Source organism: Pseudomonas putida W15Oct28 (assembly GCF_000708715.2).
GTDB lineage: Bacteria > Pseudomonadota > Gammaproteobacteria > Pseudomonadales > Pseudomonadaceae > Aquipseudomonas > Aquipseudomonas putida_R.
This window is the reverse complement of sequence record NZ_JENB01000007.1, coordinates 113,110-136,921: the sequence shown is the minus strand read 5'-3', so window position 1 is coordinate 136,921 and position 23,812 is coordinate 113,110. Positions and strand designations below refer to the sequence as shown.

The following is a 23,812-nucleotide window of genomic DNA, read 5'->3' as shown; positions in this document are numbered from 1 at the left end:
CAACTCCACCTCATCTCCGGGTAAGTGGCATCTCAATAGCTAATGCCGCCAGCCCCAACGGATGCGTACTGGCATCAAAGAAATGCACCTGCGTCCCCGCCAGATCCCCGAACCGATCAACATAGTGTTGCTTCTGGTTGATCACCGAGGCCTCGCTCAATGGCCTTATGGCAATCGACAGATGCTGCGGCCGGGCCTGACGGATGGCTTCGAGCAGGTGCTGGTCGCTGCTGTCCAGGTGCTGCCCGAACAGGCATAGCCCCTGGCTCTCCCGTGCCAGCTGCCCCAGGCACCAGCCCAGATAGTCCGAGTTGCGGATGGCGCGCAGCTTTTCGTCGCTGCGGTCTTCGTTGACGAACAGCGGTACCTCTCCCGGGATGTTCACCGCAAAGCCATCGAGCAGTTCGGCGTTGTCGGCGCTGCGTTGGCGAGTGGTGCCGTCGGGCAGCTTGAGCAGGTGTAGCCCGCCATGCAGGTGCAGCACGCGGGTGCCTTCACTGCGGGTGCGGCGTACATCGAAGAAGCCTTGCTCGTCGAACAGGTTGGCGAAGCCGTGCGGGGCGTGTTGCACAGCCCATGGCAGCAGCAGGTCGTAATTGCTGGTGTAGACGCTGCGGTAGCCGCGCAAGGCCTGGTTGAGGGCTGCCAGGGTGGTGGCTGGCATCAGTGACCACGGCAGGTGCACCGTGCGCACGGCGTGGATCAACGCTTCCTTGATCGAGTAATAGCGGTTCAGCGGCGCGGTGGAGTTGATGGCCAGTGCGGCGTTGGCGCGCACGGTGGTGTTGAGGGCGCTGAGCACGGGCTCGAACAGCTCTGTTCCCAAGGATTTGAACAGCGCCTGGTCACTGATCGCCAGGCCTTTCTTGCGGCCGGCGCGTTGCGCTTCCTCGAACAACGAGAAGTAGCCGAACGGCTTCCACACTGCGCGGCTGGCACCGTTGCCCAGCAGCAGGGCGTCGCAGGGGTGGCGGGCAACGAGTTCTGGCCAGGGAGTGAGGGTGGCGTCAAGTGCAGGCATGCTGGGGTCCGTTGGGTGGAGCGGAGAACGGGGGCGACTTTAGCATGTCATGCAAGGTGTGCGAGGGTTGGTGTCCTGGCAAGGGTATTATGTTGCCTGCGCTGGGTTCTTCGCAGGCAAGCCAGCTCCCACAGGTACTGCACAAGGCTCAGGCCTGTGGTGATCCTGTGGGAGCTGGCTTGCCGGCGATAGGGTCAATGGCAGCAAAACACCTCTTCAGCCCTGCTCGGCAGCCGGCACACTGCGGCTCCGGTTACGCCAAACCCGATACGCCCGAATGCCCGCGCGCACCGAGCCGAACAGCAGCTTGTCTTCCATTTCCCGCGCCATCCCCGAGCGCACCAGCATGCGCAGGAACGTACCCCGGGCGCGTGCGATGGCAAAGAAGATGCCCTGCGCTGCCAGGGTGTCGCGCACTTCGCGCAGGGCAGCGATGCCGCTGACGTCGATGTTGGTGACTGCTTCGGCATCGAACAGCACGGCCTTGGGCTGGTCCTGGCTCTGTACCGCCTCGAGCAGGCGCATCTTGAAGTAGTCGGCGTTGAAGAACAGGATCGCGTCGTCGAAGCGGTAGACCACCAGGCCGGGCACGGTGCGCGCATCCTTGAATTTGCGGATGTCGACCTGGCCTTCGGTGCCCGGCAGCCAGCCCAGCACGGCATCGGTGGGCTGGTAGATGCTGTACAGCAGGCGCAGGATCGCCAGGGTGACGGCAAACACGATGCCGGGCAGCACGCCCAGGCCCAGCACGCCGACCGTGGTCAGCAGGCACAGCCAGAACTCGAAGCGGCTCAGGCGACGGATGCGCCCCAGCGACTTGATGTCGATCAGCCCCCAGCCGGCCATCAGCAGTACCGCACCCAATGCCGCCTGTGGGATCCACGCCATGGGCGCGGTGAAGAACAGCAGGATCAGGGCAATGACCAGCGCAGCGATGATACCCACCAGCTGGCTTTTGCCACCCACCATGTCATTGACGGCAGTACGCGAGTCGGCGCCGCTGATGGCAAAGCCCTGGGAAACCCCGGCCGCCAGGTTGCTCACGCCCAAGGCGACAAATTCGTGGTTGGCATTGATTGCGTAGCCGTGCCGGGCGGCAAAGCTGCGTGCGGTGAGCATGGCGCTACAGAAGCTGACGGTGGCGATACCCAAGGCATCGCGTAACAGGCTCTTCATTTCCGTCAGGTTGCTGTGTGGCCAGGCCAGTTGCGGGATGCCGGCAGGTACCGGGCCAAGGATGGCGACGCCGAAGCGGTCGAGGCCAAACAGGCCGACAAGCAGCATGAACAGTGCCACCACCATCAGTGCTGCAGGCAGGCGCGGGTAGCGCCGCGGCAGCCAGATCAGCAGGCCCAGCGCAGCCAGGCCGATAAGCAATGTAACCCAGTGAATTTCGCCCAGGCGCTGGAAGAAGTTGATCAGGCTGAGGATGAACCCGTCACCTTCGATCTTGAACCCCACCACCTTGGACAGTTGCCCGGCGATCAGGCTCAGGCCGATGCCGTTGAGGTAGCCGATCAGGATCGGCCGCGAGAAGAAGCTGGCGATGAAGCCGGCACGGGCCAGGCCGGCGGCAATCAGCATCACGCCGACCAGTACGGTGACGATCACCGACAGTTCGACGATGCGCTGCGGGTCGCCCATTGCCAGCGGTGCCACGGCGCCGGCGATCATCGCGCAGGTGGCGGCGTCCGGGCCGACCATCAGTTGGCGCGAGCTGCCGATCAGGGCATAGACCATCATCGGCAGGACGCAGGCATACAGGCCGTATTGTGGCGGCAGGCCGACGATTTGCGCGTAGGCGATGGCGATGGGGATCTGGATCGCCGCGACCGAGAGCCCGGCCTGCAGGTCGGCATGCAGCCACTCGCGGCGGTAGTGCAGCAGGTTGGCAAGGCCCGGTAGCCAGCGGGAAAGAAACATGCGTCGTCCTTTCGAAATATTTCACGAATCCATTCAGCATATCCGCCACAAGCCGTTTCGCTTGCACGCGCATACACCCGATGCGCATTGAAGCGGATCGGCAGGCAAATGGCCATGGGCGAAATCAAGAGGAAGAGCAGAAACGAAAAAAGGAGCCATGGCTCCTTTTGACTGCGATGACGTTGCTGGAACGCCATGCCGGAATGCGATGTGGAGCGGGTAGAGGGAATCGAACCCTCAACTAAAGCTTGGGAAGCTTTCGTTTTGCCACTAAACTATACCCGCGTCTGCGCAGCACTTTTTACCAGAACCCTCCAAGAATTAGAAGCCCAAGTTATAAAAAAGCTTGTCGGCACCCTATAGCCTGCGGGTATCAGCCACAGAGTGCCGATGCGCTCAGATGGCCAATGCATGCTGCCCCTGTTGAACGTGGTGGTAGCGTTGACGAGGTTCACGCACGGTCGGCTTGAGGAAGCCAAGCAAGACGCTGCGGGTGTTTGCGCAGGCGGTCTTGTTTTCCATGTCGAGGAAATGGCCCGCGTCGCGGATCACACTGAACTGGCTTCTGCCCACATGCTTGCCAAACTGCCGGGCATCTTCGGCCGTGGTGTACTCGTCGCGGTCACCGTTGACGAACAGCACCGGGATGTCGATATTGCGCGCTCCATCCAGCGCTCGCTCCAGGTCGTGTTGCAGCACCTGGTTGATGTGGAAGTGCATCTGCGCGTACTCGTGGCTGTCCAGGCTGCTGACGTGCCGGTAGTTGAAGCGCTTGAACAGTGACGGCAGGTGCTTGCCGATGGTGTCGTTGACCAGGTTGCCGACCTGATACCGGTCGCAGGCGGCCAGGTACTGGCAGCCACGGTCCAGGTAGTCGCGCATCGGCTCGTTGATCACCGGCGAGAACGAACTCACCACTGCCTTCTTCACGCCCCGCGGCTGGTGCGCCAGCGCCAGCAGCGTGCTTGCACCACCCCACGAGAAAGACATCACGTGGTCGGCCTGGAAGCGCTCGATCAGTTCAAGGAGGATTTGCGCCTCGGTCTCCTTGCTGATCAGCCGTTCCTGGCGGTTGTGCGGTTTGGATTTGCCGGCATACGGCTGGTCGAACAGTACTACGTTGAACTGCGGGTGCAGGTTACGTACCGTTTGGGCGAACGAGGCGGTGGTGGCCAGCGAGCCATTGATCAGGATGATCGTATTCTCGGCCGCCTCCGCGCGATAGAACTCCGTGTAAACCCGATACTGACCTTGGATATCAAGTACAGCGATTTCTGGCCTCATGTCATCGACTCCTGGCGCAAAAAGGGTATTCGCGTCACCTAGGGTGCACGTTCTTTATGACAGGTAGGCATTTGCCTGAAGAGAAACCGGGGGGCCCTGTGTCGATCCTTGGCACTTGCGTCGACGGTATTGTTTTTGGCGGGGCAATTTGCCGTGCCCCAAGGCATCTAGGCCTTGGGTAGCCGGCAAAAGGTGTCTTCGACTGCAGGCGTGACTTGGTAGTCACATGCAGACTGACGATTTGGATTCAAGCAGTGGGTTGGGAATCGCGCAAGTGCCGTTCGGGGAGAATTGTGACTTTTGTTGCTGAGCGGTCGTATGACGACCCTGCGCTGTCTGTTCCGGCCCTTTCGCGGGCGCGCCCGCTCCCACAAGGAAAAGCCTATTCCTTGGGCAGTGTCGGTATCTGTGGGAGCGGGCATGCCCGCGAATAGGCCGGCACAGGCGGCCTAGACAGTGGCTATTTCTTCCGCTGTCAGTTCACGAAACGCCCCAGGTGCCAACCCAGGGTCCAGCCGGATCGCCCCCATGCTCTCCCGATGCAGCCCCACCACCTTGTTGTCGAAGAACCCGAACATGCGTTTTACCTGGTGATAGCGCCCTTCGACGATCGCCAATCGAGCGCGTCGCGGGCCTAGGATGTGCAGCTGGGCAGGTTGGGTGGTGAGGTCTTCGAAGGCGAAGTAGAAACCCTCGTGGAACTTGGCCACATAGTGCTCGGCAATGTCGTCCTCGGTTTCCACCAGATAATGCTTCGGCAGCTTGGTCGCAGGCTGAGTCAGGCGCCGTGACCACTGGCCATCGTTGGTCAGGATCATTAGCCCGGTGGTGTTGAAATCCAGGCGCCCGGCAATGTGCAGGTCATCACGCAGCGCTGTTGGCAGCAGCTCGAGCACGGTGGGGTGTTGCGGGTCCTGGGTGGCGCTGACGCAACCTTGTGGCTTGTGCAGCATCAGGTATCGCGCGGGGCGGCCGGCCTGGAGCAACTGGTCGTCCAGCTCGACACGGCTGAATTCGCGCACCTCCGTCAGCGGGTCGCTGACCACCAGGCTATCCACCCGCACACGGTGTTGCGCCAGCATCAGGCGAACTTGCTGGCGGTTGTAGCTGGGGAGATTGGCGAGGAAACGGTCGAGGCGCATTGGAACAGGTCAGTAGGAAGTGGTTGATCGGAGTTGTTCTTCGACGGCGGCGCAGCGCGGGCACAGGCAGGCTTTGTCCCGCAACTCGGCGGGCAGGGCCTGCAGCACGGCCGGGTCGATGGTGACGCTGTAGCACCAGCAGGCCTGGGTGGCGCGGCGCGGGTCGGCCAGGCTGCATTGGTTGAGGGCACCGCAAGCGGGGCAGTGTTGGCTGTCATTCATGGCGGGTTTCACTGCAGACGCGGTTGCGGCCGGCCTGCTTGGCACGATAGAGCGCACGGTCGGCGCGGGTCAGCAGGGCGTGCAGGGTATCCCCTGGCTGCAGGCTGCTCAAGCCGATGCTGGTGGTCAGGCGCAGCGGCTTTTCCTCATAACTGAAGGTCAGCTGTTCGGTGCGGCGGCGGATCTTTTCCGCCACCTCGATGGCCTGCCGGCCTTCGGCTTCGCGCAGCAGCACGATGAATTCCTCACCGCCCCAGCGGCACAGTATATCCGACTGGCGCAGGCTGCCTTGCAGTACATTGGCGAATTGGCGCAGCACTTCGTCGCCTGCCAGGTGGCCGTGGGTGTCGTTCAGTGCCTTGAAGTGGTCCAGGTCGATCAGCAATGCCACCAGCGGACCACTGTCGCGCTGGGCTTCGTGCAGGGCCTGTGCGGCGAGCAAGTCGAAGCTGCGGCGGTTGGGCAGGCCGGTGAGGCTGTCGAGGGTGGCCAGGGCTTCGGTGCTGGCCTGGTGACGGCGGACCATGGCATGCACCAGCGCCAGCACCACCAGGGTGATCATCGCGCAGATGGCCAGGTTCAGGTACAGGGAGTGGCGGATGCGATCGAGTGCGCCGGTTTCGCGCTTTTCCACCAACAGGTACCAGTCCAGTTCGGGCAGGTGGCGCACGTTGAGGAAGTGGCTGTGGTTGTCGCTGTCGCGGTATTCGTGGCTGCCTTCACCAGGCACCAGTTGCTCGGCCAGTACGTCATTCAGTTCAGGGTTGTCGCTGAGCGGCTGGCCGACCCGCAAACCATGCGGGCCACCTTCCGAGCCGGTCATCAGCACCTTGCCCTTGGCGTCGGTGAACAGCACCGAACGCTGGTAGCGGCGCTGATACTGGTCGATCAGCTTGACCACCGACGATACGCTCAGCCCGACACCGGCGGCACCGATGAAGCGGTGCTGGTAGTCATGTACCTGGTAGTTGATGAACACCGTCAGGCTGTCCTGGTTGGCCATGTCCAGATCGACGTTGATCTCGTAGGGGGCCTTGAGGTCGCGCAGGCGGAAATACCAGGCATCGCGCCAGGTACCGGGTTCTACCTTCTTGAGCACGCCTTTGGCCTGGTAGTAGGTGAGGGTGCGGTCGGACACGAAAAACGACGTGAAGGTGTCCTGCTTGCCCATGATTTCGCCAAGGTAGCGTGTCATGCGCTCGGTATCCTGCTCGCCGGACAGCACCCAGTCGCGCAGGAAGGTGTCCTGGGCCATCATCGAGGCGATCAGCACCGGGCGGATAAGGTCTTTCTGGATTTCCGAGTAGACCGTGTCGGACGTCAGCGGCAGTTCGGTATTGATGATGCCGTCGCGGATGGCGCTGCGTGAGGAGAAGTAGCTGAGCAAGGATGTGGCGAGGAAGCCGCAGGCCAGTAGAACCAGCAGGGTAAAGATCAGCGAGCGCTGCGAGAACAGAGCGGAACGTAGCGGCATGATCTTCCCATGATGTGTGCCTGGGCGCCCATTCTAGTGAGATGACCGGCAAATGACTGCAAGTTTTTCAGGGTTATCGCACCTGTATCAAATTATTGCAAAAATGGCACTGCACCTCGGCTTCACTGTCTTATTCAGTGTCGATGAACGCATTACGCATCGACGCTCGCCAGCGCCGCTGTTCGGGCACTCCAGCGGTCCAGGAGGCCGCCATGTCCTATCGAATCCTGTTGATCGCCCTGCTAGGGCTGATGACTTCTGCCTGCGCCCCGTACTACGAGAGCGGGGGCTATTACCGTTCGGATTACTACTCCACCGACCGCTACGTGTCGCCAGGGTATTACCGCTACGACCGCTACTACGTGACGCCGCAACCGCGCTATTACTACCAGCCGGCACCGCGCTATTACCATCGGTCGGCGCCCGCGCCGCAATACCGGCCCTATCCGCAGCCTGGGGTTAACAAGTGGCACGGTAACCCGCGCAATGATTATGGCAACCGCCAGCGGCAGGACTACAGGCAGGATCGCGACCGGCATGATTATCGTGGTGGCAGCCAGCGCTACCAGCATGGCAACTGGAACTCCAATGGGCAGCGCAATGACGGCGGGCGCTGGGATGGCCGACGCGGGCAGGGGCGAGGTGGCAACTGGCAGCGTTAGGTGAATTAACGCGGGGGCGCTTTGCGCCCCTATCGCGACGCAAGGCCGCTCCCACAGGTACAGCGTTGGATTGCGCTCTACCTGTGGGAGCGGCCTTGTGTCGCGATAGGGCTGCAAAGCAGCCCCAGGTTCTTTAGGTCAACTCAGATCCGCCAATGGATGCCGCCCCTCCCACGCCTTGGAAAAATGCGCCTCGACCACCGCCGCCGGCACCTGAGCCACATCCGGCCAGTGCCAGCGGGGGTGGTTGTCCTTGTCCAGCAAGCGGGCCCGCACGCCTTCGCTGAACTCCGGATGGCGGCAGCAATTCAGGCTCATGCAGTATTCCATCTGGAATACTTGCGCCAATGAGAGGTGCCGGGCGCGGGGAATCTGCTCCCATACCAGATGGGCGGTCAGCGGGCAGCCCTCGTGCAGCCGTTGGCCGGCTTCTGCAAGCAGTGGGTCGTCATGGTGCTTGAGCCCCTCCAGCGCACGCCAGGCCGCCGCAGTATCGGCCACGTCGAGCAACGCATCGATCACCTGCCGGCGCGGCAACCACTGGGGTTCGGGCAACTCGGCGCAGGCGCGGTGCTGTTCGGCCTTGAGCAGGCTGTTCAGTTGCAGGGCGGTCTGCTCCTGCCAGTTCAGTTGCAGCAGCTCTTCGATCAGCGCCTCTTGCTGGTGCTCGCCAAAAAAACGGTCGGCCAGGCCCAGGTCAAGGGCGTCGCGTGCGTTGATCGGCGCGCCTGTCAGGCCGAGGAACAACCCCAGCTTGCCCGGCAGCCGCGCCAGGAACCAACTCGCACCCACGTCGGGGTACAGGCCGATACTGATCTCCGGCATGGCCAATCGGCTGCTGGGTGTGACGATGCGTACATTGGCGCCCTGCAGCAGCCCCATGCCGCCGCCCAGCACATGCCCGTGGCCCCAGCACAGCAGCGGTTTGGGGTAGGTGTGCAGGGCATAGTCCAGGCGGTACTCGGCGGCAAAGAAGGAGGCGGCCAGGGGCGGTACACTACCGGGGTGGTCACGGCAGGCCTGCACCAGCGCCCGCACATCGCCCCCGGCGCAGAAGGCTTTGGCGCCGTTGCCGCGCAGCAGCACGCAGACAACCCCCGGGTCGCGCGCCCAGGCGTGCAGTTGTTCGCCCAGCACCTCGATCATCGGCAGGTTCAGGGCATTGAGCGCCTTGGGCGCATCCAGGGTGGCGATGCCGATGCGGGCGCCGTCGGCGCCGGTGAGTACCTCACAGTGAATGGCCATGGACTACCTCGCTCAGTCATCGCACAAGTATGGCCTGCCTGACCGAACATGCCGGTCGTCGGTCGGATCGTTTGACAAGCGGGAAGGGCTTACCTAGTGTCGCGCCATTGTTTACGGATGGCCCCATGACTGACGACGATCGCATCAAACTCGAACCCAGCTGGAAAGCCGCATTGCGCGCTGAATTCGACCAGCCCTACATGCATCAATTGCGCGAGTTCCTGCGCAGCGAGCGTGCCGCCGGCAAGGAAATCTACCCGCCAGGGCCGCTGATCTTCAATGCGCTGAACTCGACGCCGCTGGACCAGGTGAAGGTGGTCATACTCGGGCAGGACCCTTACCACGGGCCCGGCCAGGCGCACGGCCTGTGTTTCTCGGTGCAGCCGGGCGTGGCCACACCGCCGTCGCTGGTCAATATCTACAAGGAGATGCAGCGCGACCTGAACATCCCGATCGCCAGCCACGGCTACCTGCAGAGCTGGGCCGAGCAGGGCGTGCTGCTGCTCAACACGACCATGACCGTGGAGCGTGCCAATGCGGCGTCGCATGCCAAAAAGGGGTGGGAGTCCTTTACCGATCGGGTGATCCAGGTAGTCAGCGAGCAGTGCCCGAACGTGGTGTTCCTGCTGTGGGGGGCGCATGCGCAAAGCAAGCAGAAGCTGATCGACGGGACCAAGCACCTGGTGTTGAAGTCGGTGCATCCGTCGCCGTTGTCGGCATACCGCGGGTTCCTGGGGTGTGGTCATTTCAGCCGGACCAACAGCTTCCTCGAACAGCGTGGGCTGGCGCCGATCAACTGGGCGGTGCCGCCGCTCTAATCACCTGAAACACCGCGTCGCCTTCTTCGCGGGCTTGCCCGCTCCCACAGGGATGGCGCCTGCCTTGAAGGCGGTGCAACACCTGTGGGAGCGGGCAAGCCCGCGAAGAAGGCGACGCGATTATTCCTGGTTTGCATTCCACAAGCGGAACAACGGCTCCGCCAGAAACAGCACAAACAGCAAGCGCATCACCTGCAGCGCCGTCACCAACGGCACGGACAGTTGCAGGGTCTCTGCTGTCAGGCTCATTTCCGCGATCCCCCCCGGCATCATCCCCAGCGTCAGCGAGCGCAGGTCAAGCGCAGTCATCACACTCAACACCCACGCGGCACTGCCGGCAATGGCCATGCACAGCGCCGTGGCCAGCAGCGTGCGCCCCAGGAACGACGGGGCCCGGCGGAAGAAGGCGCGGTTGAAGTGGCAGGCCAGGCCACTGCCGATCAGCCACTGGCCGATCTGGCTGGCGCCATTGGGCAGGGCGATCTGCAAGTTGCCGGCCAGGCTGACCGTGGCCGCCACCAGCAATGGCCCGAACAGCCAGGGGTTGGGCTGGCGCAACCGTTGCCAGAGCAGCGCAACGGCAACGCCGAGCGGGGTGACCAGGGCCAGCCAGCCCCAGCTGACACTACCGGCATGATTGAGCGGCACCCCGTCACCCAGCAGAAACTTGAACAGCGCGGGCACGCACAGCACCACCGCCAGCACCCGCAGGCTCTGCGCCGCCGCCACCTGGCTGAGCACTGCACCGTTACGGGCACCCAGGTTGACCATCTCCCCCGAGCCGCCAGGCATGCTGGCGAAAAATGCCGTGGCGCGGTCTTCACCGGTGCGCCGTAGCAGCCACACGCTGATCACGCTGGAAAGGGTGGTGAACAGGGCACCGAAGAAGATCAGCGCGAAATGGCTGCCCACCTGCTCGATCACCGCCGGCGTAAAGTGCAGGCCAATGCCGATGCCGATGATGCATTGCCCGCATTTGCGGCCGTTGGGAATTTCCGACAGCTGCCAGGGCGTCAGGCAGCGCACCAGGATGATGGCCAGCAGCGAACCCACCATCCATGGCAAAGGCCAGCCGACCTGGCTGGCGAGGTAACCGCCAGCAAGGCCGACCAGCCCGGTTGCGACAAACAGCGGCAACGGTCGATCAGGCATCGGCCAGGGCCCGACGCTGCTGGCTGCGTTTGCGCCAGATGCGCAGCAGCGGCAGGGTGAGCATCAACGCCACCAGCGCCCAGACGCCCATGCTGATCGGGCTCGACCAGAGGATGCCCAGCTCACCGTTGGAAATCGACAGTGCGCGGCGCAGGTTCTGCTCCATCAGCCCGCCCAGGATGAAACCGAGCAGGATCGGCGACAGCGGGAAGTCCAGCTTGCGCAGGATGTAACCCATGATGCCGATGCCGACCATCAGGAACAGGTCGAAGGTGGTGGCATGCACGGCGTATACGCCGATGGCCGTGATGATGGCGATCACCGGCACCAGCGCCCAGTTCGGCACGGCGAGGATGCGGGTGAAGATGCGGATCATCGGGATGTTGAGGATCACCAGCATGATGTTGGCGATGAACAGCGAAGCGATCAGGCCCCAGACGATGTCCGGCTGCTGTTCGAACAGCATTGGGCCGGGGGTGATGTTGTACAGGGTCAGGGCGCCGATCATCACGGCGGTGGTGCCAGAGCCTGGTACCCCCAGGGTCAGCATCGGGACCAGGGCGCCACAGCAGGACGCGCCGATGGCGGTCTCGGGTGCGGCCAGGCCACGGGCATCGCCCTTGCCGAACTTGCCGCTTTCACCGGCCAGGCGTTTCTCGGTCATGTAGGCCACGGCACTGGCCAGCGTTGCACCGGCGCCGGGCAGCACGCCCATGATGAAACCAAGCAGGCCGCAACGGATGTTGACCACGAATACCGAAGCCGCTTCCTTGAAGTTGAACAGCATGCGCCCGGTGGCTTTTACCGCCTGGTGACCGTGGTGGGTCTTTTCCAGCAGCAGCAGGATTTCACTGATGGAGAACAGGCCCAGCACCAGCACCACGAACTGGATGCCGTCGGCCAGGTGCACGCTGTCACCGGTGAAGCGGTACACGCCACTGTTGGCGTCGATGCCGACCGCCGACAGGAACAGGCCGATCAGTGCGGCAATGAACGTTTTCAGCGGTTTGTCACCCGCCATGCCGCCCAAGGCGACGATGGCGAATACCATCAGTACGAAGTACTCCGCAGGGCCAAAGGCGATAGCCCATTTCGCCAGCAGCGGGGCGAACAGCACCATGCCGCAGGTGGCGATGAAGGCACCGATGAACGAGCTCCAGGCCGACAGCGACAGCGCGACGCCCGCCAGGCCTTGGCGGGCCATCGGGTAGCCGTCCAGGGTAGTCATCACGGTCGAAGCTTCGCCCGGGATGTTCAGCAGGATCGAGCTGATACGCCCGCCGTACTCGCAGCCCAGGTACACCGCGGCCAGCAGGATCAGCGCCGACTCTGGCGGCAGGCCCAGGGCGAAGGCGATGGGGATCAGCAGGGCCACGCCGTTGATCGGGCCCAGGCCCGGCAGCAGGCCGACCACGGTGCCGATCAGGGTACCGCAGAGGGCGGTGACCAGGTTGTAGGGGGACAGGGCAACGCCGAAGCCCTGGCCCAGGTAGCTCAAGGTATCCATGTGTCAGTTCTCCAGTACGCTCAGCAGGCCAAGGGGCAGGGGCACGTCCATCACGCGGTCGAACAGCCAGTAGAGCAGCAGGCTCATGCCGACCACCACGATGGCGCTGTGCAGCCAGCGGCCGCCGTACAGACGGGCCATGGGCAGGCCCACCAGGATGGCGCTGAGGATGAAGCCCAGTGCTTCGAAGGTGGCCGCGAAGACGATCAGCAGGCCGACGCAGGCGGTGATCTTGGTCAGGGTTTCGCGGTCCAGTTCCGGTTCATCGTCCTTGCGCACGATGGGCGTGGGGCGGAACACCAGGTACAACAGGCCCAGGCCCATCAGGCCGAGCATCAGCAGCGGATAGGCGCGCGGGCCCACCGGTTCATAGGAAAACGCCGCCTGGTAGGGCCAGGCCATCACGGCCAGGGCGGCGCACACCGCCAGCAGGACCAGGGCGAAGATGCGTTGCAGGATCATTGGGGAATCCTCGTTGGGATTGCTCAAGTGAGATGCAAATCCTGTGGGAGCGGCCTTGCGTCGCGATCGGGCGCGAAGCGGCCGCAAAACCTGCCGATGCAATCTGCCCGAAGCTTCGCATTGGCTGTGCCAGGGGCCGCTGTGCGGCCCATCGCGATACAAGGCCGCTCCCACAGGGGTGGTGGTGAGTCCGACAGGCTTACTGAATCAGGCCAAATTCCTTGGCCAGTGCCTTGTAGTCGGCCACTTGCTTCTTCACATAGCCGTCCAGCTCTTCGCCGGTCATGGCGAACGGGAACAGCTCGCGCTGGTCACGCAGCTCGGCGAAGTCTTGCGAAGCCAGCATCTTGTCGAACGAAGCCTTCCACCACGCGTAGTCCTCGTCGCTCACCTTCGGCCCCAGGTAGAAGCCGCGTACTACCGGCCAGACAATGTCGTAGCCCTGCTCCTTGGCGGTAGGGATGTCTTTCATCTCGGGCTCGTCCAGGCGGTTTTCCGAGAACACCGCAAGGATGCGCATGTTGCCGCTCTGGATGTGCGGCATGGAGTCGGAGATATCGGTAGAGCCGACCTGGATGTGACCGCCCAGCAGCGCCGTGGCAATTTCGCCACCGCCTTCCAGGGCCACGTAGCGCAGGTCACGCGGGTTGATACCGGCGGCCTTGGCGATCAATGCGGTTTGCATCCAGTCCTGGCTGCCGACGGTGCCGCCGGAGCCGATCACCACCTTGCTCGGGTTTTTCTTCAAGGCCGCGACCAGGTCGTCGAGGGTTTTGTAGGGCGAGTCGCTTTTCACCGCGATGGCGCCGTAGCTGGTGCCGACGGCCGCCAGCCACTTCACGGCGTTCTCGTCGAAGCGGCCGAACTTGCCTTGGGCAAGGTTCAGCAGCGAGCCGCTGGACCAGGCCACCAGGGTGCCGGCATCGCCCGGGCGCTGAGCGACCACGGCGTTGTAGGCCACCGCGCCGACACCGCCGGGCATGTAGGTGACGCGCATTGGCTTGCTGAGGATCTTTTCCTGCACCAGGGCGCTTTGCACCAGCTTGCAGGTCAGGTCGAAGCCACCGCCGGGGGAGGCGGGGGCGATACATTCAGGGCGTTTCGGTTCGGCAGCAAGGGCGTTGCCGGCCAACAGCAGGCAGCCGGTAGCGAGGACGAGGCGGCGCAGTGAAAAGGTCATCGTCTATCTCCGTGAGCGTTGTTGTTTTTGGATTACCGCTATGGGGTTACCACAGCGCTACGCTGTAGCTGACCAACAGCCTCACTTCGTCCGCGTCGCGGGCGAAGTTGGAGCGGAAGGTGGCGTTGCGCAGGCGCACGGCGACGTTCTTCAACGGGCCGCTTTGTACCACGTACTTCAGTTCGGTGTTGCGTTCCCACTCCTTGCCCTCGCCACCGGCGGCGCGGCTGACGTTGTCACCGCTGATGTAGCGGGTCATGAAGGTCAGGCCGGGTACGCCGAGCGCGGCAAAGTTGTAGTCGTAGCGCGCCTGCCAGGAACGCTCGTCGGCCCCGGCGAAGTCGTTGATCTGGACGAAGTTGACCAGGTACGGGTCGGCGCCATCGACATACGGGAAGGCGCTGTCGCCGGACAGCTGCTGCCAGGCGGCGCTGACCTTGTGCCCGCCCAGGGCGTAGCTGAGCATGCCGTTGACCGTGGTGTTGTCGATGTTGCCGGCTTTGGCGGCGCCTGCATCGTCACTCACCGCCAGGCGCAGGTCTGCGCCCAAGGTGCCCGGGCCCCAGGGTTGGGTGGCGACCATGCCGATGAAGTGCTGGCGGTAGATGTCGTCGAGCTGGGCGAAGTGGTAGCTGCCGGTGATGCGGTCGGTGAACTGGTAGTCCAGCCCGCCCAAGGCCAGGTTGTCGGCGCTGAACGTGCCACCAAAGCGGCCGTTCTTGTTGTTCAGCGCCAGGTCTTCCCAGTTGGTGTCGTTGCGGTCCTTGGCCTTGTCCAGGCGCCCGCCGGTGAAGGTCAGGCCCTTGATCTCTTTCGAAGTGAGCAGGCCGCCCTCGAAGGTTTGCGGCAGGATGCGCCCATCGTTGGGCTGCAGCGTCGGCAGCTCGGGGATCAGGGTGCCGATCTTCAGCTCGGTCTGGGAAATCTTCACCTTGCCGGTGAGGCCCAGCTTGGAGTATTCGTCGGCGGCCTTGCCGTCATCGTGGGTCGGCAGCAGGCCGGTATCGGTGCGGTCGGGGCTGGAGTCGAGCTTGATGCCGAGCATGCCCAGTGCGTCCAGGCCGAAGCCTACGGTGCCATCGGTGTAGCCGGACTCGAAGTTGAGGATGAAGCCCTGGGCCCATTCGTCGCGCTTGGATTGTTGCGCGCTGGTGCCATCGCGGAAGTCGCGGTTGAAGTACATGTTGCGGGTTTCGAAGGTGGCCGTGCTGTCTTCGAAGAAGGCGGCCTGGCTCATCGGGGCGACACCGGCAAGCGCGAGGGCGCTGGCGATGGCAGAGGGGCGTGCGGCAAAGGAACGGGTAGGCGCGAACGCCTGCGGCTGCAATGACAGCATCGTCGATGACTCCGTTTATTGTTCTTATTCGTTGCACCTTGCTGGTGCTTTTTTCGGCGCGAGGAGCGACCGTGGTGCGATGCTAGGCAACGAACCTTTCGCTAACCTTTCAACGAGAAAGGTTTGTTAGAAGGGGCTTCACAGGCCTGACGACAGCGGTACACTCCGCGCCACCGCCCCACCCGAGCAGGGAGAAACCGATGCGTGTGCTGCTGGTCGAAGACCACCTGCAACTGGCTGAAAGCGTGGCCCAGGCCTTGAAAAGCCACGGCCTGACCGTGGATGTGCTGCATGACGGCGTGGCTGCCGACCTGGCCCTTGCCAGCGAGGAATACGCCGTGGTCGTGCTGGATGTCGGCTTGCCGCGCATGGACGGCTTCGAGGTGCTGGCGCGCCTGCGCGGCCGTGGCAAGACCGTGCCGGTGCTGATGCTGACTGCGCGCAGCGACGTCAAGGACCGGGTCCACGGCCTGAACCTGGGCGCCGACGACTACCTGGCCAAGCCGTTCGAGCTGACCGAGCTGGAAGCACGGGTCAAGGCCTTGCTGCGCCGCAGTGTGCTCGGTGGCGAGCGCCAGCAACGCTGCGGGCCATTGGTTTACGACCTGGATACCCGGCGCTTCGCCCTGGGCGACGACAACCTGACCCTGACCTCGCGCGAGCAAAGCGTGCTGGAAGCGCTGATCGCCCGCCCGGGCCGGGTGATGAGCAAGGAGCAACTGGCTGCCCAGGTGTTTGGCCTGGACGAAGAAGCCAGCCCGGACGCCATCGAAATCTACATCCACCGCCTGCGCAAGAAGCTCGACGGCCACCCGGTGGCCATCGTCACCTTCCGCGGCCTGGGCTACCTGCTAGAGCACCGCGATGCGTGACAACGGCAGCTTGCGCGGGCGCCTGCTGGGCAACCTGGCCTTGCTGCTGGTGGTGCTGATGCTGGCCAGCGGCCTGAGTGCCTACTGGAATGGCCGCGAAGCCGCCGACACGGCCTACGACCGCACCCTGCTGGCCTCGGCGCGCACGATCGCCGCCGGCCTGTCGCAGCGTGACGGTTCGTTGAGCGCGGATGTGCCCTACGTGGCACTGGACACCTTCGCCTACGACAGCGCCGGGCGCATTTACTACCAGGTGCTGGACATCAAGCAGCGGCTGATTTCCGGCTACGAGAACCTGCCACCGCCGCCGCCCGGCACGCCACGTACCGATGACTACCCGGCCTTGGCGCGGTTCTACAACGCCACCTACCTGGGCCAGGACGTGCGCGTGGTCAGCCTGCTGAAGGCAGTGAGCGAGCCGAACATGAACGGCATGGCGGAAATCCGCGTGGCCGAGACCGAGGAGGCACGGGTGCGCATGGCCCGTGGGTTGATGGCCGACACCCTGCTGCGCCTGGGCATGCTGGCGCTGGGAGCGCTGGTGATGGTGTGGTTTGCCGTGAGCGCGGCGTTGCGGCCGCTGGAGCGCCTGCGCACGGCGGTGGAGGAGCGCCAACCGGATGATTTGCGGGCGTTGCCGGTGGTGCAGGTACAGCGGGAGCTAAGCCCGCTGGTGCGGGCCTTGAACCACTTTACCGAGCGTTTGCGCGGCCAGTTCGAGCGCCAGGCGCAGTTCATCGCCGATGCAGCCCATGAGTTGCGTACGCCGCTGGCTGCCCTGAAGGCGCGGGTGGAGCTGGGCCTGCGCTCGTCCGAGCCGCAGGAGTGGCGGCAGACCTTGGAGTCTGCGGCCCAGGGCACCGACAGGCTGACCCACCTGGCCAACCAGCTGCTGTCGCTGGCGCGGGTCGAGAACGGTGCGCGGGCGATTGCCGAAGGCGGCGCGCAGCGCCTGGATTTGAGCCAGCTGGCCCGCGAACTGGGCATGGCCATGGCGCCCCTGGCGCACAAGCGCGGGGTGGCGTTGGCGCTGGAGGCCGAGGCCCCTGTATGGCTCAAGGGTGAACCGACGCTGCTCAACGAGCTGTTGAGCAACCTGGTGGACAATGCCCTGGCGCATACGCCAGCTGGCGGCAACGTGATTTTGCGGGTGGTGGCGCCAGCGGTGCTGGAGGTTGAAGACGACGGGCCGGGTATTCCCGAGGACGAGCGCGAGCGGGTGTTCGAGCGGTTCTATCGGAGAAGCGCGCAGGGTAGCGGGTTGGGGCTGGCGATTGTTGGCGAGATTTGCCGCGCGCACCTGGCGCAGGTGAGCCTGCATGATGGCGAGAAGGGCGGGTTGCGGGTGCGGGTGAGTTTTATCGCAGATTGATGTGCAGCTGTGCTGGCCCTATCGCCGGCAAGCCAGCTCCCACAGGTATTACACAGCCTTCGAAAACCGTGGGGTACCTGTGGGAGCTGGCTTGCCGGCGAAAGGGTCGGCACAGGCTGAGGCAAGTCAGCGCAACATGCTCCGCGCCTCGAGCAGTTCATCCACTTCCAGCTCGGTACCGAACGGCAGCCCAAGATGGCGGTACGCCGGCAGTGCCGCCAGCGGCCGGTTGCGACCACGCTGACTGATGCAGCGGGCAATCTGCACGATGTCGATGTAGTCGACCTTGTCGGTCTGCCGGTCCAGGTCCTGAACCTGGCTCGGCAGGTTGACCAACTGCTCCGGAAACTCCCAGGCCTTCAGGATCTTGTCTCCCAGCACCGGCTGGATCTGCTCGATCACGTAATGCAGGCAAACCGGGTCGGACAACAGTTCATTGTGCTCCTCGGCATAGATGAGCACCGGCAGTGCGCCAATCTGGTTGACCAGCCCGCCCAAGGTGGCCTGGTCTGGCTTGAGGTGGGTAAAGCGACGGCAGACTTCGTAACTGATGCCGGCAACTTCAAGGCTGTTGGCCCATATGTCGCGCAGCTTTTGCTCAACTGCTGACGAGCGTGCGTGGAAAATCTGCTCGATCACCAGGCCAATGGCCAGGTTGCAGCTGTAGTTGATGCCCAACCGCGTGATGGCGGTATGCAGGTCGGTGACCTCGACCGCCGCGCGCAGCAGCGGGCTGTTGACCACCTTGATCAGGCGCGCTGAAAGGGCCGCGTCGCGACCGATCACCTTGCTCAGGGCCGCTACGCTGATCTCGCTGTCTTCCGCCGCTTCGCGGATGCTCAGGGCAACCTCGGGCAGGGTCGGCAAGACCAGGTCATCCTTTTCGATGGCATCGAGCAACTGTGCTTGAACCATCTCGGCCAGCTTGTTCATGGTCGTGTCTACCGCAGTGGTGGTGCGGCCCCGCCACGAGGGCGGGGCAGGCTGGTCAGCGCTGGATTTCCCGGTCGCGGTCCAGTTCGTAGGGCAGGGTCAGTACCTGCAGGCGCGGGCCTTCGAGGCTGCCCAGGTGCAGGTTGTCGTCTGCCACCGCGTCGGCGCTGAGCACCGCCAGCAGTTCGCAGCCGGCGCCGTTGCCGGCAGCAATGACCACTTCACCGACCGACGAACCATGGGTGGGCGAGAAGATCTCGGCACCCGGGGCCGGAATGGCCTGCTGGTCCAGTGCCAGTCGGTACTGGCGGCGTTTGAGCTTGCCCAGGTACTGCATGCGGGCGACGATTTCCTGGCCGGTGTAGCAGCCTTTCTTGAAGCTGACGCCGTCGACGGCTTGCAGGTTGATCATCTGGGGGATGAACAGCTCACGGGTCGGCCCCATGACCTGGCCGATACCGGCACGCACCTGGCCAAGCAGCCAGTCGTTCAGGCTGCCTTCAGGCAGCGCGCCGGCGAGGGCCTGGTGTACCGTATCGGCGTTTTCCGCCGGTACCCACAGCTCCACACGCCCCTCGGACACGGCAATGGCGATCAGGCCTTCATGGCGCACGGTGCTGCCAGCGCCTGCGGGCACGTCGAACCCCAGTGCCTGCAGCGCAGCGTCACCGCCTTGCAGCCCGAAGCGTGCCCAGGCGGCGCTTTCATCGGTCAGCGTGGCCTTGGAGAACACAGCGTACTTCTTCAGGTCGGCCAGTTGCGCCTCAAGCAGTTCGCTGGCCATGGCCAGCAGGTAGCCGTTGCCTTCGGGCAAGATGCGGAAGCTCGATTGCATGCGCCCCTTGACCATGCAGCGGGCGCCCAGGCTGGCGTGTTCCTGGCTGAGGTAGTTGATGTTGCAGGTCAGCTGGCCTTGCAGGAACTTGCCTGCATCGGAGCCGCGGACGGCGAGGATGCCCTCGTGGGACAGGGGGCAGAAGAAAGCGGAATCGGCCATGGGTCATCGCGGTGGCTAAAGACTGGCGGCCATCATAGAACGCCGGTAACAAAATAGGTAGGTGACTAGACCAACGCCCGGTGTCGCTGCGCTCGCCGGGCTGTATACTGGCGGGCCATTCGAGGAGGGCCCCATGGTCGAACAAACTGAACTCAACCGGCTTTTCTGGCACAGCCGCCGCGGCATGCTGGAACTGGACGTACTGCTGGTGCCTTTCACCCAGGAAGTCTACTCCACCCTCAATGAGACCGACCGCGAACTGTACGTGCGTCTTTTGAGCTGCGAGGACCAGGACATGTTCGGCTGGTTCATGGAGCGCAACGAGTCCGAAGACCCGGAGCTGCAACGCATGGTCCGCATCATCCTGGACCGTGTCCAGCCCAAGTGAGTGTTTCGAGTGCCGCTGGCAAGGCTCGCGCCTGCTGCTAGCGGCCTACCTGGCTTGCCAGGTGCTGGCGTGGCTTGCCGTATGGGCGAGCACGTTGCCTGATTGGCTGGCCCTTTCCATCGTCGCCGCCTGTATCGCCCACGCTGGCTGGGCCATTCCCCGACGAATCCTGTTGACCCATGAGCATGCCGTTGTTGGCCTGCGCCGCGATGTGCGCGGCTGGCAGGTGTTCAGCCGTGCCCGTGGCTGGCAACCGGTGCGGCTGTGCCGGGACAGCGTGGCGTTGCCGCGGCTGGTGGTATTGCGCTTTGAGCGGGCGGGGCGATGGCTGGGGCAGAGCCAGTGCATACCGCAGGATGCGCAGGGGGCTGATGAGCATCGGCGCTTGCGGGTGCGTTTGAAGTTCAGCCGACGGCGCTGGGCTGAGGTGAGCCGGGCATAGATCAAAACCCGGTAGGTTTCTTCGCGGGCTTGCCCGCTCCCACAGGTACTGCGCAAGGTTGCAAGGCAGTGAAAATCCTGTGGGAGCGGGCGAGCCCGCGAAGGTCGCGACACTATTTTCAGAGCGGGCTGAGGATGGTGTCCTTGGCCTCGTCGAGCATGCCCGGGTAGTCCAGGGTGTAGTGCAGCCCACGGCTTTCCTTGCGCTGCATGGCCGACAGGATCATCAGTTCGGCCACCTGCGCCAGGTTGCGCAGTTCGATCAGGTCCCGGCTGACCTTGTAGTTGCTGTAGAACTCGTCGATTTCGTCCAGCAGCAGGCGAATGCGGTGCTGGGCCCGCTGCAGGCGCTTGCTGGTACGCACGATACCCACGTAGTCCCACATGAAGCGCCGCAGCTCGTCCCAGTTGTGCGCGATGATCACGTCCTCGTCCGAGTCGGTAACCTGGCTGGCGTCCCAGCCGGGCAGCGCTTTGGGCATGGCCACTTGTTCCAGGTGCGCCTCGATGTCGGCAGCGGCAGCACGGCCATAGACAAAGCATTCCAGCAGCGAGTTGCTGGCCATGCGATTGGCACCGTGCAGGCCGGTGAAGCTGGTTTCGCCGATGGCGTACAAGCCTGGCACATCGGTGTGGCCGCGATCGTCGACCATCACCCCGCCACAGGTGTAGTGCGCCGCCGGTACGACCGGGATCGGCTGGCGGGTGATATCGATGCCAAAGGCCAGGCAGCGCTCGTACACGGTGGGGAAGTGGGCCATGATGAAATCGGCCGGCTTGTGGGTGATGTCCAGGTACACGCAGTCAACGCCCAGGCGCTTCATCTCGTGGTCGATGGCGCGGGCCACGATGTCGCGCGGGGCCAGCTCTTCGCGCGGGTCGAAGCGTGGCATGAAGCGTTCGCCATTGGGCAGGCGCAGCAGCGCACCCTCACCGCGCAAGGCTTCGGTGACCAGGAAGCTCTTGGCCTGCGGGTGGTACAGGCAGGTCGGATGGAACTGGTTGAATTCCAGGTTCGCCACCCGGCAGCCTGCCCGCCAGGCCATGGCGATGCCGTCACCGCAGGCACCATCGGGGTTGCTGGTGTAGAGGTAGACCTTGGCTGCACCGCCAGTGGCCAGCACGGTGAAACGCGCGCCAAAGGTGTCTACCTCACCCGTGTTGCGGTCGAGCACGTAGGCGCCCAGGCAGCGCTCACCAGGCAGGCCCAGGCGGCGTTCGGTGATCAGGTCGACCGCCACGCGCTGCTCCAGCAACTGGATGTTCGGGCGCCGGCGCGCCTGCTCCAGCAGCGTGGTGAAGATGGCTGCGCCAGTGGCGTCGGCGGCGTGGATGATGCGCCGGTGGCTATGGCCGCCCTCACGGGTGAGGTGGAATTCGAAGCCGCCATCGTCAACGCTGGAGTGCTCGTCGCGGGTAAAGGGCACACCTTGCTCGATCAGCCACTGGATGGCTTCACGGCTGTGTTCGACGGTGAAACGCACTGCATCTTCATGGCACAGGCCGCCGCCGGCATTGAGGGTGTCCTCGACATGCGACTGCACGGTATCGGTATTGTCCAGCACCGCCGCGACCCCACCCTGGGCCCAGAAGGTCGAGCCGTTGGCCAGGTCGCCCTTGCTGAGCACGGCAACGCGCAGGTGGCTGGGAAGGTTCAGTGCCAGGCTGAGACCGGCGGCACCGCTGCCGATCACCAGGACATCATGTTGGAATTGTTGGCTCATGTCGGGACACTAGTAATCTTTAGAGGGGGCGCGGCACAATAGTCACGCGCAGATGGCATTGTGAAACTATCGTTAAACTTGGCCAGGTTGCCTTTATAGCAGCCCGAGGTGGCCAATTTCCATGCCACTTGGCCACTTACCGAGGCGCGCGACAACCTTTGTGGGAACTTTCCGACATGGCCGGAAATCCTATGAAGGTTGCCCGCACGTCACAATTTGCCGCGGCGACGCAGGGGCGGCACGCCTGACCGGGTTGTCCTTGCGTATTCGAAACCTGATTATCGACGTAGCCGGCCGTGACCGCGCCGCGTCTTCCGTGCAAGCCGACCAAGGGCTGCAGGAAACTTGCTTGGAGGGGAGAACTTTTGCGTAAAGCCCGAGTCTATGGTTGCAAGCCTGATCGATGGGTGTTGCACCGCTCCTTCGAGTTCACTGAGGAGTGTTCATGCTAACCCAGGAAGAGGATCAGCAGCTTGTCGAGCGCGTGCAGCGCGGTGACAGGCGAGCGTTCGATCTGTTGGTGCTGAAGTATCAGCACAAGATTCTCGGGTTGATCGTGCGGTTCGTTCACGATACCCACGAGGCCCAGGACGTAGCACAGGAAGCCTTTATCAAGGCCTACCGTGCGCTTGGCAATTTCCGCGGTGACAGTGCGTTTTATACCTGGCTGTACCGCATCGCCATCAACACGGCGAAGAACTACCTGGTGTCCCGTGGAAGACGGCCGCCAGACAGCGATGTGAGCTCCGAGGATGCGGAGTTTTATGACGGCGATCATGGCCTCAAGGATCTCGAGTCCCCAGAGCGCTCGTTGTTGCGGGATGAAATCGAAGGCACTGTCCATCGCACCATCCAGCAACTGCCCGAAGACCTGCGTACGGCATTGACCCTGCGCGAGTTTGACGGCCTGAGTTACGAAGACATTGCGAGCGTCATGCAATGTCCGGTGGGTACCGTGCGCTCTCGAATCTTCCGCGCTCGGGAGGCCATAGACAAAGCCCTGCAGCCGTTGTTGCAGGAAACCTGAGACAGCGGCGACAGCCAAGAGAGGAACCGCCATGAGTCGTGAAGCTTTGCAGGAATCGCTGTCCGCGGTGATGGATAACGAAGCGGACGAACTGGAACTGCGTCGGGTGCTGAGCGCCGTGGACGACGCCGAAACCCGTGCCACCTGGTCGCGTTACCAGGTAGCCCGTGCAGCCATGCACAAGGAGCTGCTGCTGCCCAACCTGGATATCGCCTCGGCGGTGTCTGCGGCGCTGGCTGACGAAGCCGTGCCAGCCAAGGCCAACAAGGGCCCGTGGCGCAGCGTCGCTCGCCTGGCGGTTGCCGCCTCGGTCACCGTTGCGGTGCTGGCAGGCGTGCGGATGTACAACCAGGACGAAATCACCGGCGCCGAGCTGGCTTCGCAGCAGCCTGCACAACAGGGCCTGAGCATGCCACAAACTCAGGGTCCGGCCGTTTTGGCAGGCTATAGTGAAAGCAGTGAGCAACCGACCGGGCCGATGGCCAACGGCGTGCTGCAAAACCAGGCTGGCTGGGATCAGCGTTTGCCGGGCTACCTGCGTCAGCATGCCCAGGAGTCCGCACTCCAAGGCACTGAGACTGCCCTGCCGTACGCCCGTGCCGCCAGCATGGGAAACCCCGCTAAGTAAGG

23 protein-coding genes and 1 tRNA gene are annotated in these 23,812 nt (G+C 63.7%); 8 read left to right on the top strand and 16 right to left on the bottom strand.

The window, feature by feature from the left end; all coding sequences use genetic code 11:
* Window positions 1–10: 10 nt before the first annotated feature.
* The 7 genes from AK81_RS06710 to AK81_RS06680 form a co-directional block, all read right to left on the bottom strand.
* Window positions 11–1,021 carry a DUF4917 family protein gene (locus AK81_RS06710; protein ID WP_043197715.1) on the bottom strand — a complete coding sequence of 337 codons (1,011 nt, stop codon included), beginning with the start codon at window positions 1,019–1,021 and terminating at the stop codon, window positions 11–13.
* Between the two features lie 216 nt (window positions 1,022–1,237).
* Window positions 1,238–2,944 carry a SulP family inorganic anion transporter gene (locus tag AK81_RS06705; RefSeq protein ID WP_043197712.1) on the bottom strand — a complete coding sequence of 569 codons (1,707 nt, stop codon included), beginning with the start codon at window positions 2,942–2,944 and terminating at the stop codon, window positions 1,238–1,240.
* 211 nt (window positions 2,945–3,155) lie between these two features.
* Window positions 3,156–3,229 (bottom strand) — tRNA-Gly (locus AK81_RS06700).
* Window positions 3,230–3,340: 111 nt separating this feature from the next.
* Window positions 3,341–4,228, bottom strand: a complete 888-nt coding sequence (locus AK81_RS06695) for an alpha/beta fold hydrolase (protein WP_043197710.1) — start codon at window positions 4,226–4,228, stop codon at window positions 3,341–3,343.
* A 449-nt stretch (window positions 4,229–4,677) separates the two neighbouring features.
* A complete protein-coding gene (locus AK81_RS06690) occupies window positions 4,678–5,370 on the bottom strand; it encodes a pseudouridine synthase (protein ID WP_043197709.1) in 693 nt (230 codons plus the stop codon).
* A gap of 9 nt (window positions 5,371–5,379) precedes the next feature.
* Window positions 5,380–5,592 carry a cysteine-rich CWC family protein gene (locus tag AK81_RS06685; protein WP_043197708.1) on the bottom strand — a complete coding sequence of 71 codons (213 nt, stop codon included), beginning with the start codon at window positions 5,590–5,592 and terminating at the stop codon, window positions 5,380–5,382.
* The gene (locus tag AK81_RS06680) at window positions 5,585–7,066 is read right to left on the bottom strand and encodes a sensor domain-containing diguanylate cyclase (RefSeq protein ID WP_043197707.1); all 1,482 of its coding nucleotides are present in this window, start codon (window positions 7,064–7,066) and stop codon (window positions 5,585–5,587) included. The genes AK81_RS06685 and AK81_RS06680 overlap by 8 nt, the downstream gene beginning before the upstream one ends.
* A gap of 212 nt (window positions 7,067–7,278) precedes the next feature.
* Here AK81_RS06680 and AK81_RS06675 point away from each other — a divergent pair, with 212 nt between their 5' ends.
* Entirely contained in the window at window positions 7,279–7,728 is a 450-nt protein-coding gene (locus AK81_RS06675) for a hypothetical protein (RefSeq protein ID WP_043197705.1), read from the top strand.
* Between the two features lie 138 nt (window positions 7,729–7,866).
* On the opposite strand, the gene AK81_RS06670 is transcribed toward AK81_RS06675, so the two are convergent.
* Entirely contained in the window at window positions 7,867–8,973 is a 1,107-nt protein-coding gene (locus AK81_RS06670; RefSeq protein WP_043197702.1) for an enoyl-CoA hydratase/isomerase family protein, read from the bottom strand.
* A gap of 125 nt (window positions 8,974–9,098) precedes the next feature.
* Between AK81_RS06670 and ung the strand changes: the two genes are divergently transcribed.
* Complete coding sequence (ung, locus tag AK81_RS06665; protein ID WP_043197701.1) at window positions 9,099–9,791, top strand: uracil-DNA glycosylase; 693 nt, start codon at window positions 9,099–9,101, stop codon at window positions 9,789–9,791.
* 120 nt (window positions 9,792–9,911) lie between these two features.
* Here ung and AK81_RS06660 read toward each other — a convergent pair whose 3' ends face one another.
* The 5 genes from AK81_RS06660 to AK81_RS06640 form a co-directional block, all read right to left on the bottom strand.
* Window positions 9,912–10,943 (bottom strand): AbrB family transcriptional regulator, encoded by a 1,032-nt coding sequence (locus tag AK81_RS06660; protein ID WP_043197699.1) that lies wholly within the window; start codon window positions 10,941–10,943, stop codon window positions 9,912–9,914.
* Entirely contained in the window at window positions 10,936–12,450 is a 1,515-nt protein-coding gene (locus AK81_RS06655) for a tripartite tricarboxylate transporter permease (protein WP_043197696.1), read from the bottom strand. Before AK81_RS06655 ends, AK81_RS06660 begins: the two co-directional genes overlap by 8 nt.
* 3 nt (window positions 12,451–12,453) lie before the next feature.
* Window positions 12,454–12,912 (bottom strand): tripartite tricarboxylate transporter TctB family protein, encoded by a 459-nt coding sequence (locus AK81_RS06650; protein WP_043197695.1) that lies wholly within the window; start codon window positions 12,910–12,912, stop codon window positions 12,454–12,456.
* A 199-nt stretch (window positions 12,913–13,111) separates the two neighbouring features.
* Complete coding sequence (locus tag AK81_RS06645; protein WP_043197693.1) at window positions 13,112–14,092, bottom strand: Bug family tripartite tricarboxylate transporter substrate binding protein; 981 nt, start codon at window positions 14,090–14,092, stop codon at window positions 13,112–13,114.
* A 46-nt stretch (window positions 14,093–14,138) separates the two neighbouring features.
* Entirely contained in the window at window positions 14,139–15,428 is a 1,290-nt protein-coding gene (locus tag AK81_RS06640; RefSeq protein ID WP_043197691.1) for an OprD family porin, read from the bottom strand.
* Window positions 15,429–15,628: 200 nt separating this feature from the next.
* Between AK81_RS06640 and AK81_RS06635 the strand changes: the two genes are divergently transcribed.
* Both AK81_RS06635 and AK81_RS06630 read left to right on the top strand, forming a co-directional pair.
* Window positions 15,629–16,300, top strand: coding sequence for a response regulator (locus AK81_RS06635; RefSeq protein WP_016498165.1), 672 nt, complete (start codon window positions 15,629–15,631; stop codon window positions 16,298–16,300).
* On the top strand, window positions 16,293–17,672 hold the full coding sequence (locus AK81_RS06630) for a sensor histidine kinase (protein WP_043197688.1): 1,380 nt from the start codon (window positions 16,293–16,295) through the stop codon (window positions 17,670–17,672). The genes AK81_RS06635 and AK81_RS06630 overlap by 8 nt, the downstream gene beginning before the upstream one ends.
* Window positions 17,673–17,798: 126 nt before the next feature.
* On the opposite strand, the gene AK81_RS06625 is transcribed toward AK81_RS06630, so the two are convergent.
* Window positions 17,799–18,605 (bottom strand): HDOD domain-containing protein, encoded by an 807-nt coding sequence (locus AK81_RS06625; RefSeq protein ID WP_043197686.1) that lies wholly within the window; start codon window positions 18,603–18,605, stop codon window positions 17,799–17,801.
* A 55-nt stretch (window positions 18,606–18,660) separates the two neighbouring features.
* Window positions 18,661–19,602 (bottom strand): YgfZ/GcvT domain-containing protein, encoded by a 942-nt coding sequence (locus AK81_RS06620; protein ID WP_043197685.1) that lies wholly within the window; start codon window positions 19,600–19,602, stop codon window positions 18,661–18,663.
* 133 nt (window positions 19,603–19,735) lie between these two features.
* Between AK81_RS06620 and AK81_RS06615 the strand changes: the two genes are divergently transcribed.
* Both AK81_RS06615 and AK81_RS06610 read left to right on the top strand, forming a co-directional pair.
* Window positions 19,736–19,990, top strand: a complete 255-nt coding sequence (locus AK81_RS06615) for a succinate dehydrogenase assembly factor 2 (protein WP_043197682.1) — start codon at window positions 19,736–19,738, stop codon at window positions 19,988–19,990.
* Window positions 19,974–20,432, top strand: a complete 459-nt coding sequence (locus AK81_RS06610; protein WP_043197680.1) for a protein YgfX — start codon at window positions 19,974–19,976, stop codon at window positions 20,430–20,432. The genes AK81_RS06615 and AK81_RS06610 overlap by 17 nt, the downstream gene beginning before the upstream one ends.
* A gap of 118 nt (window positions 20,433–20,550) precedes the next feature.
* Here AK81_RS06610 and nadB read toward each other — a convergent pair whose 3' ends face one another.
* Complete coding sequence (nadB, locus tag AK81_RS06605) at window positions 20,551–22,155, bottom strand: L-aspartate oxidase (protein WP_043197678.1); 1,605 nt, start codon at window positions 22,153–22,155, stop codon at window positions 20,551–20,553.
* A 445-nt stretch (window positions 22,156–22,600) separates the two neighbouring features.
* Here nadB and rpoE point away from each other — a divergent pair, with 445 nt between their 5' ends.
* On the top strand, window positions 22,601–23,182 hold the full coding sequence (gene rpoE / locus AK81_RS06600; protein ID WP_003252049.1) for an RNA polymerase sigma factor RpoE: 582 nt from the start codon (window positions 22,601–22,603) through the stop codon (window positions 23,180–23,182).
* Between the two features lie 31 nt (window positions 23,183–23,213).
* Complete coding sequence (locus AK81_RS06595; RefSeq protein ID WP_043197677.1) at window positions 23,214–23,810, top strand: sigma-E factor negative regulatory protein; 597 nt, start codon at window positions 23,214–23,216, stop codon at window positions 23,808–23,810.
* Window positions 23,811–23,812: the final 2 nt, after the last annotated feature.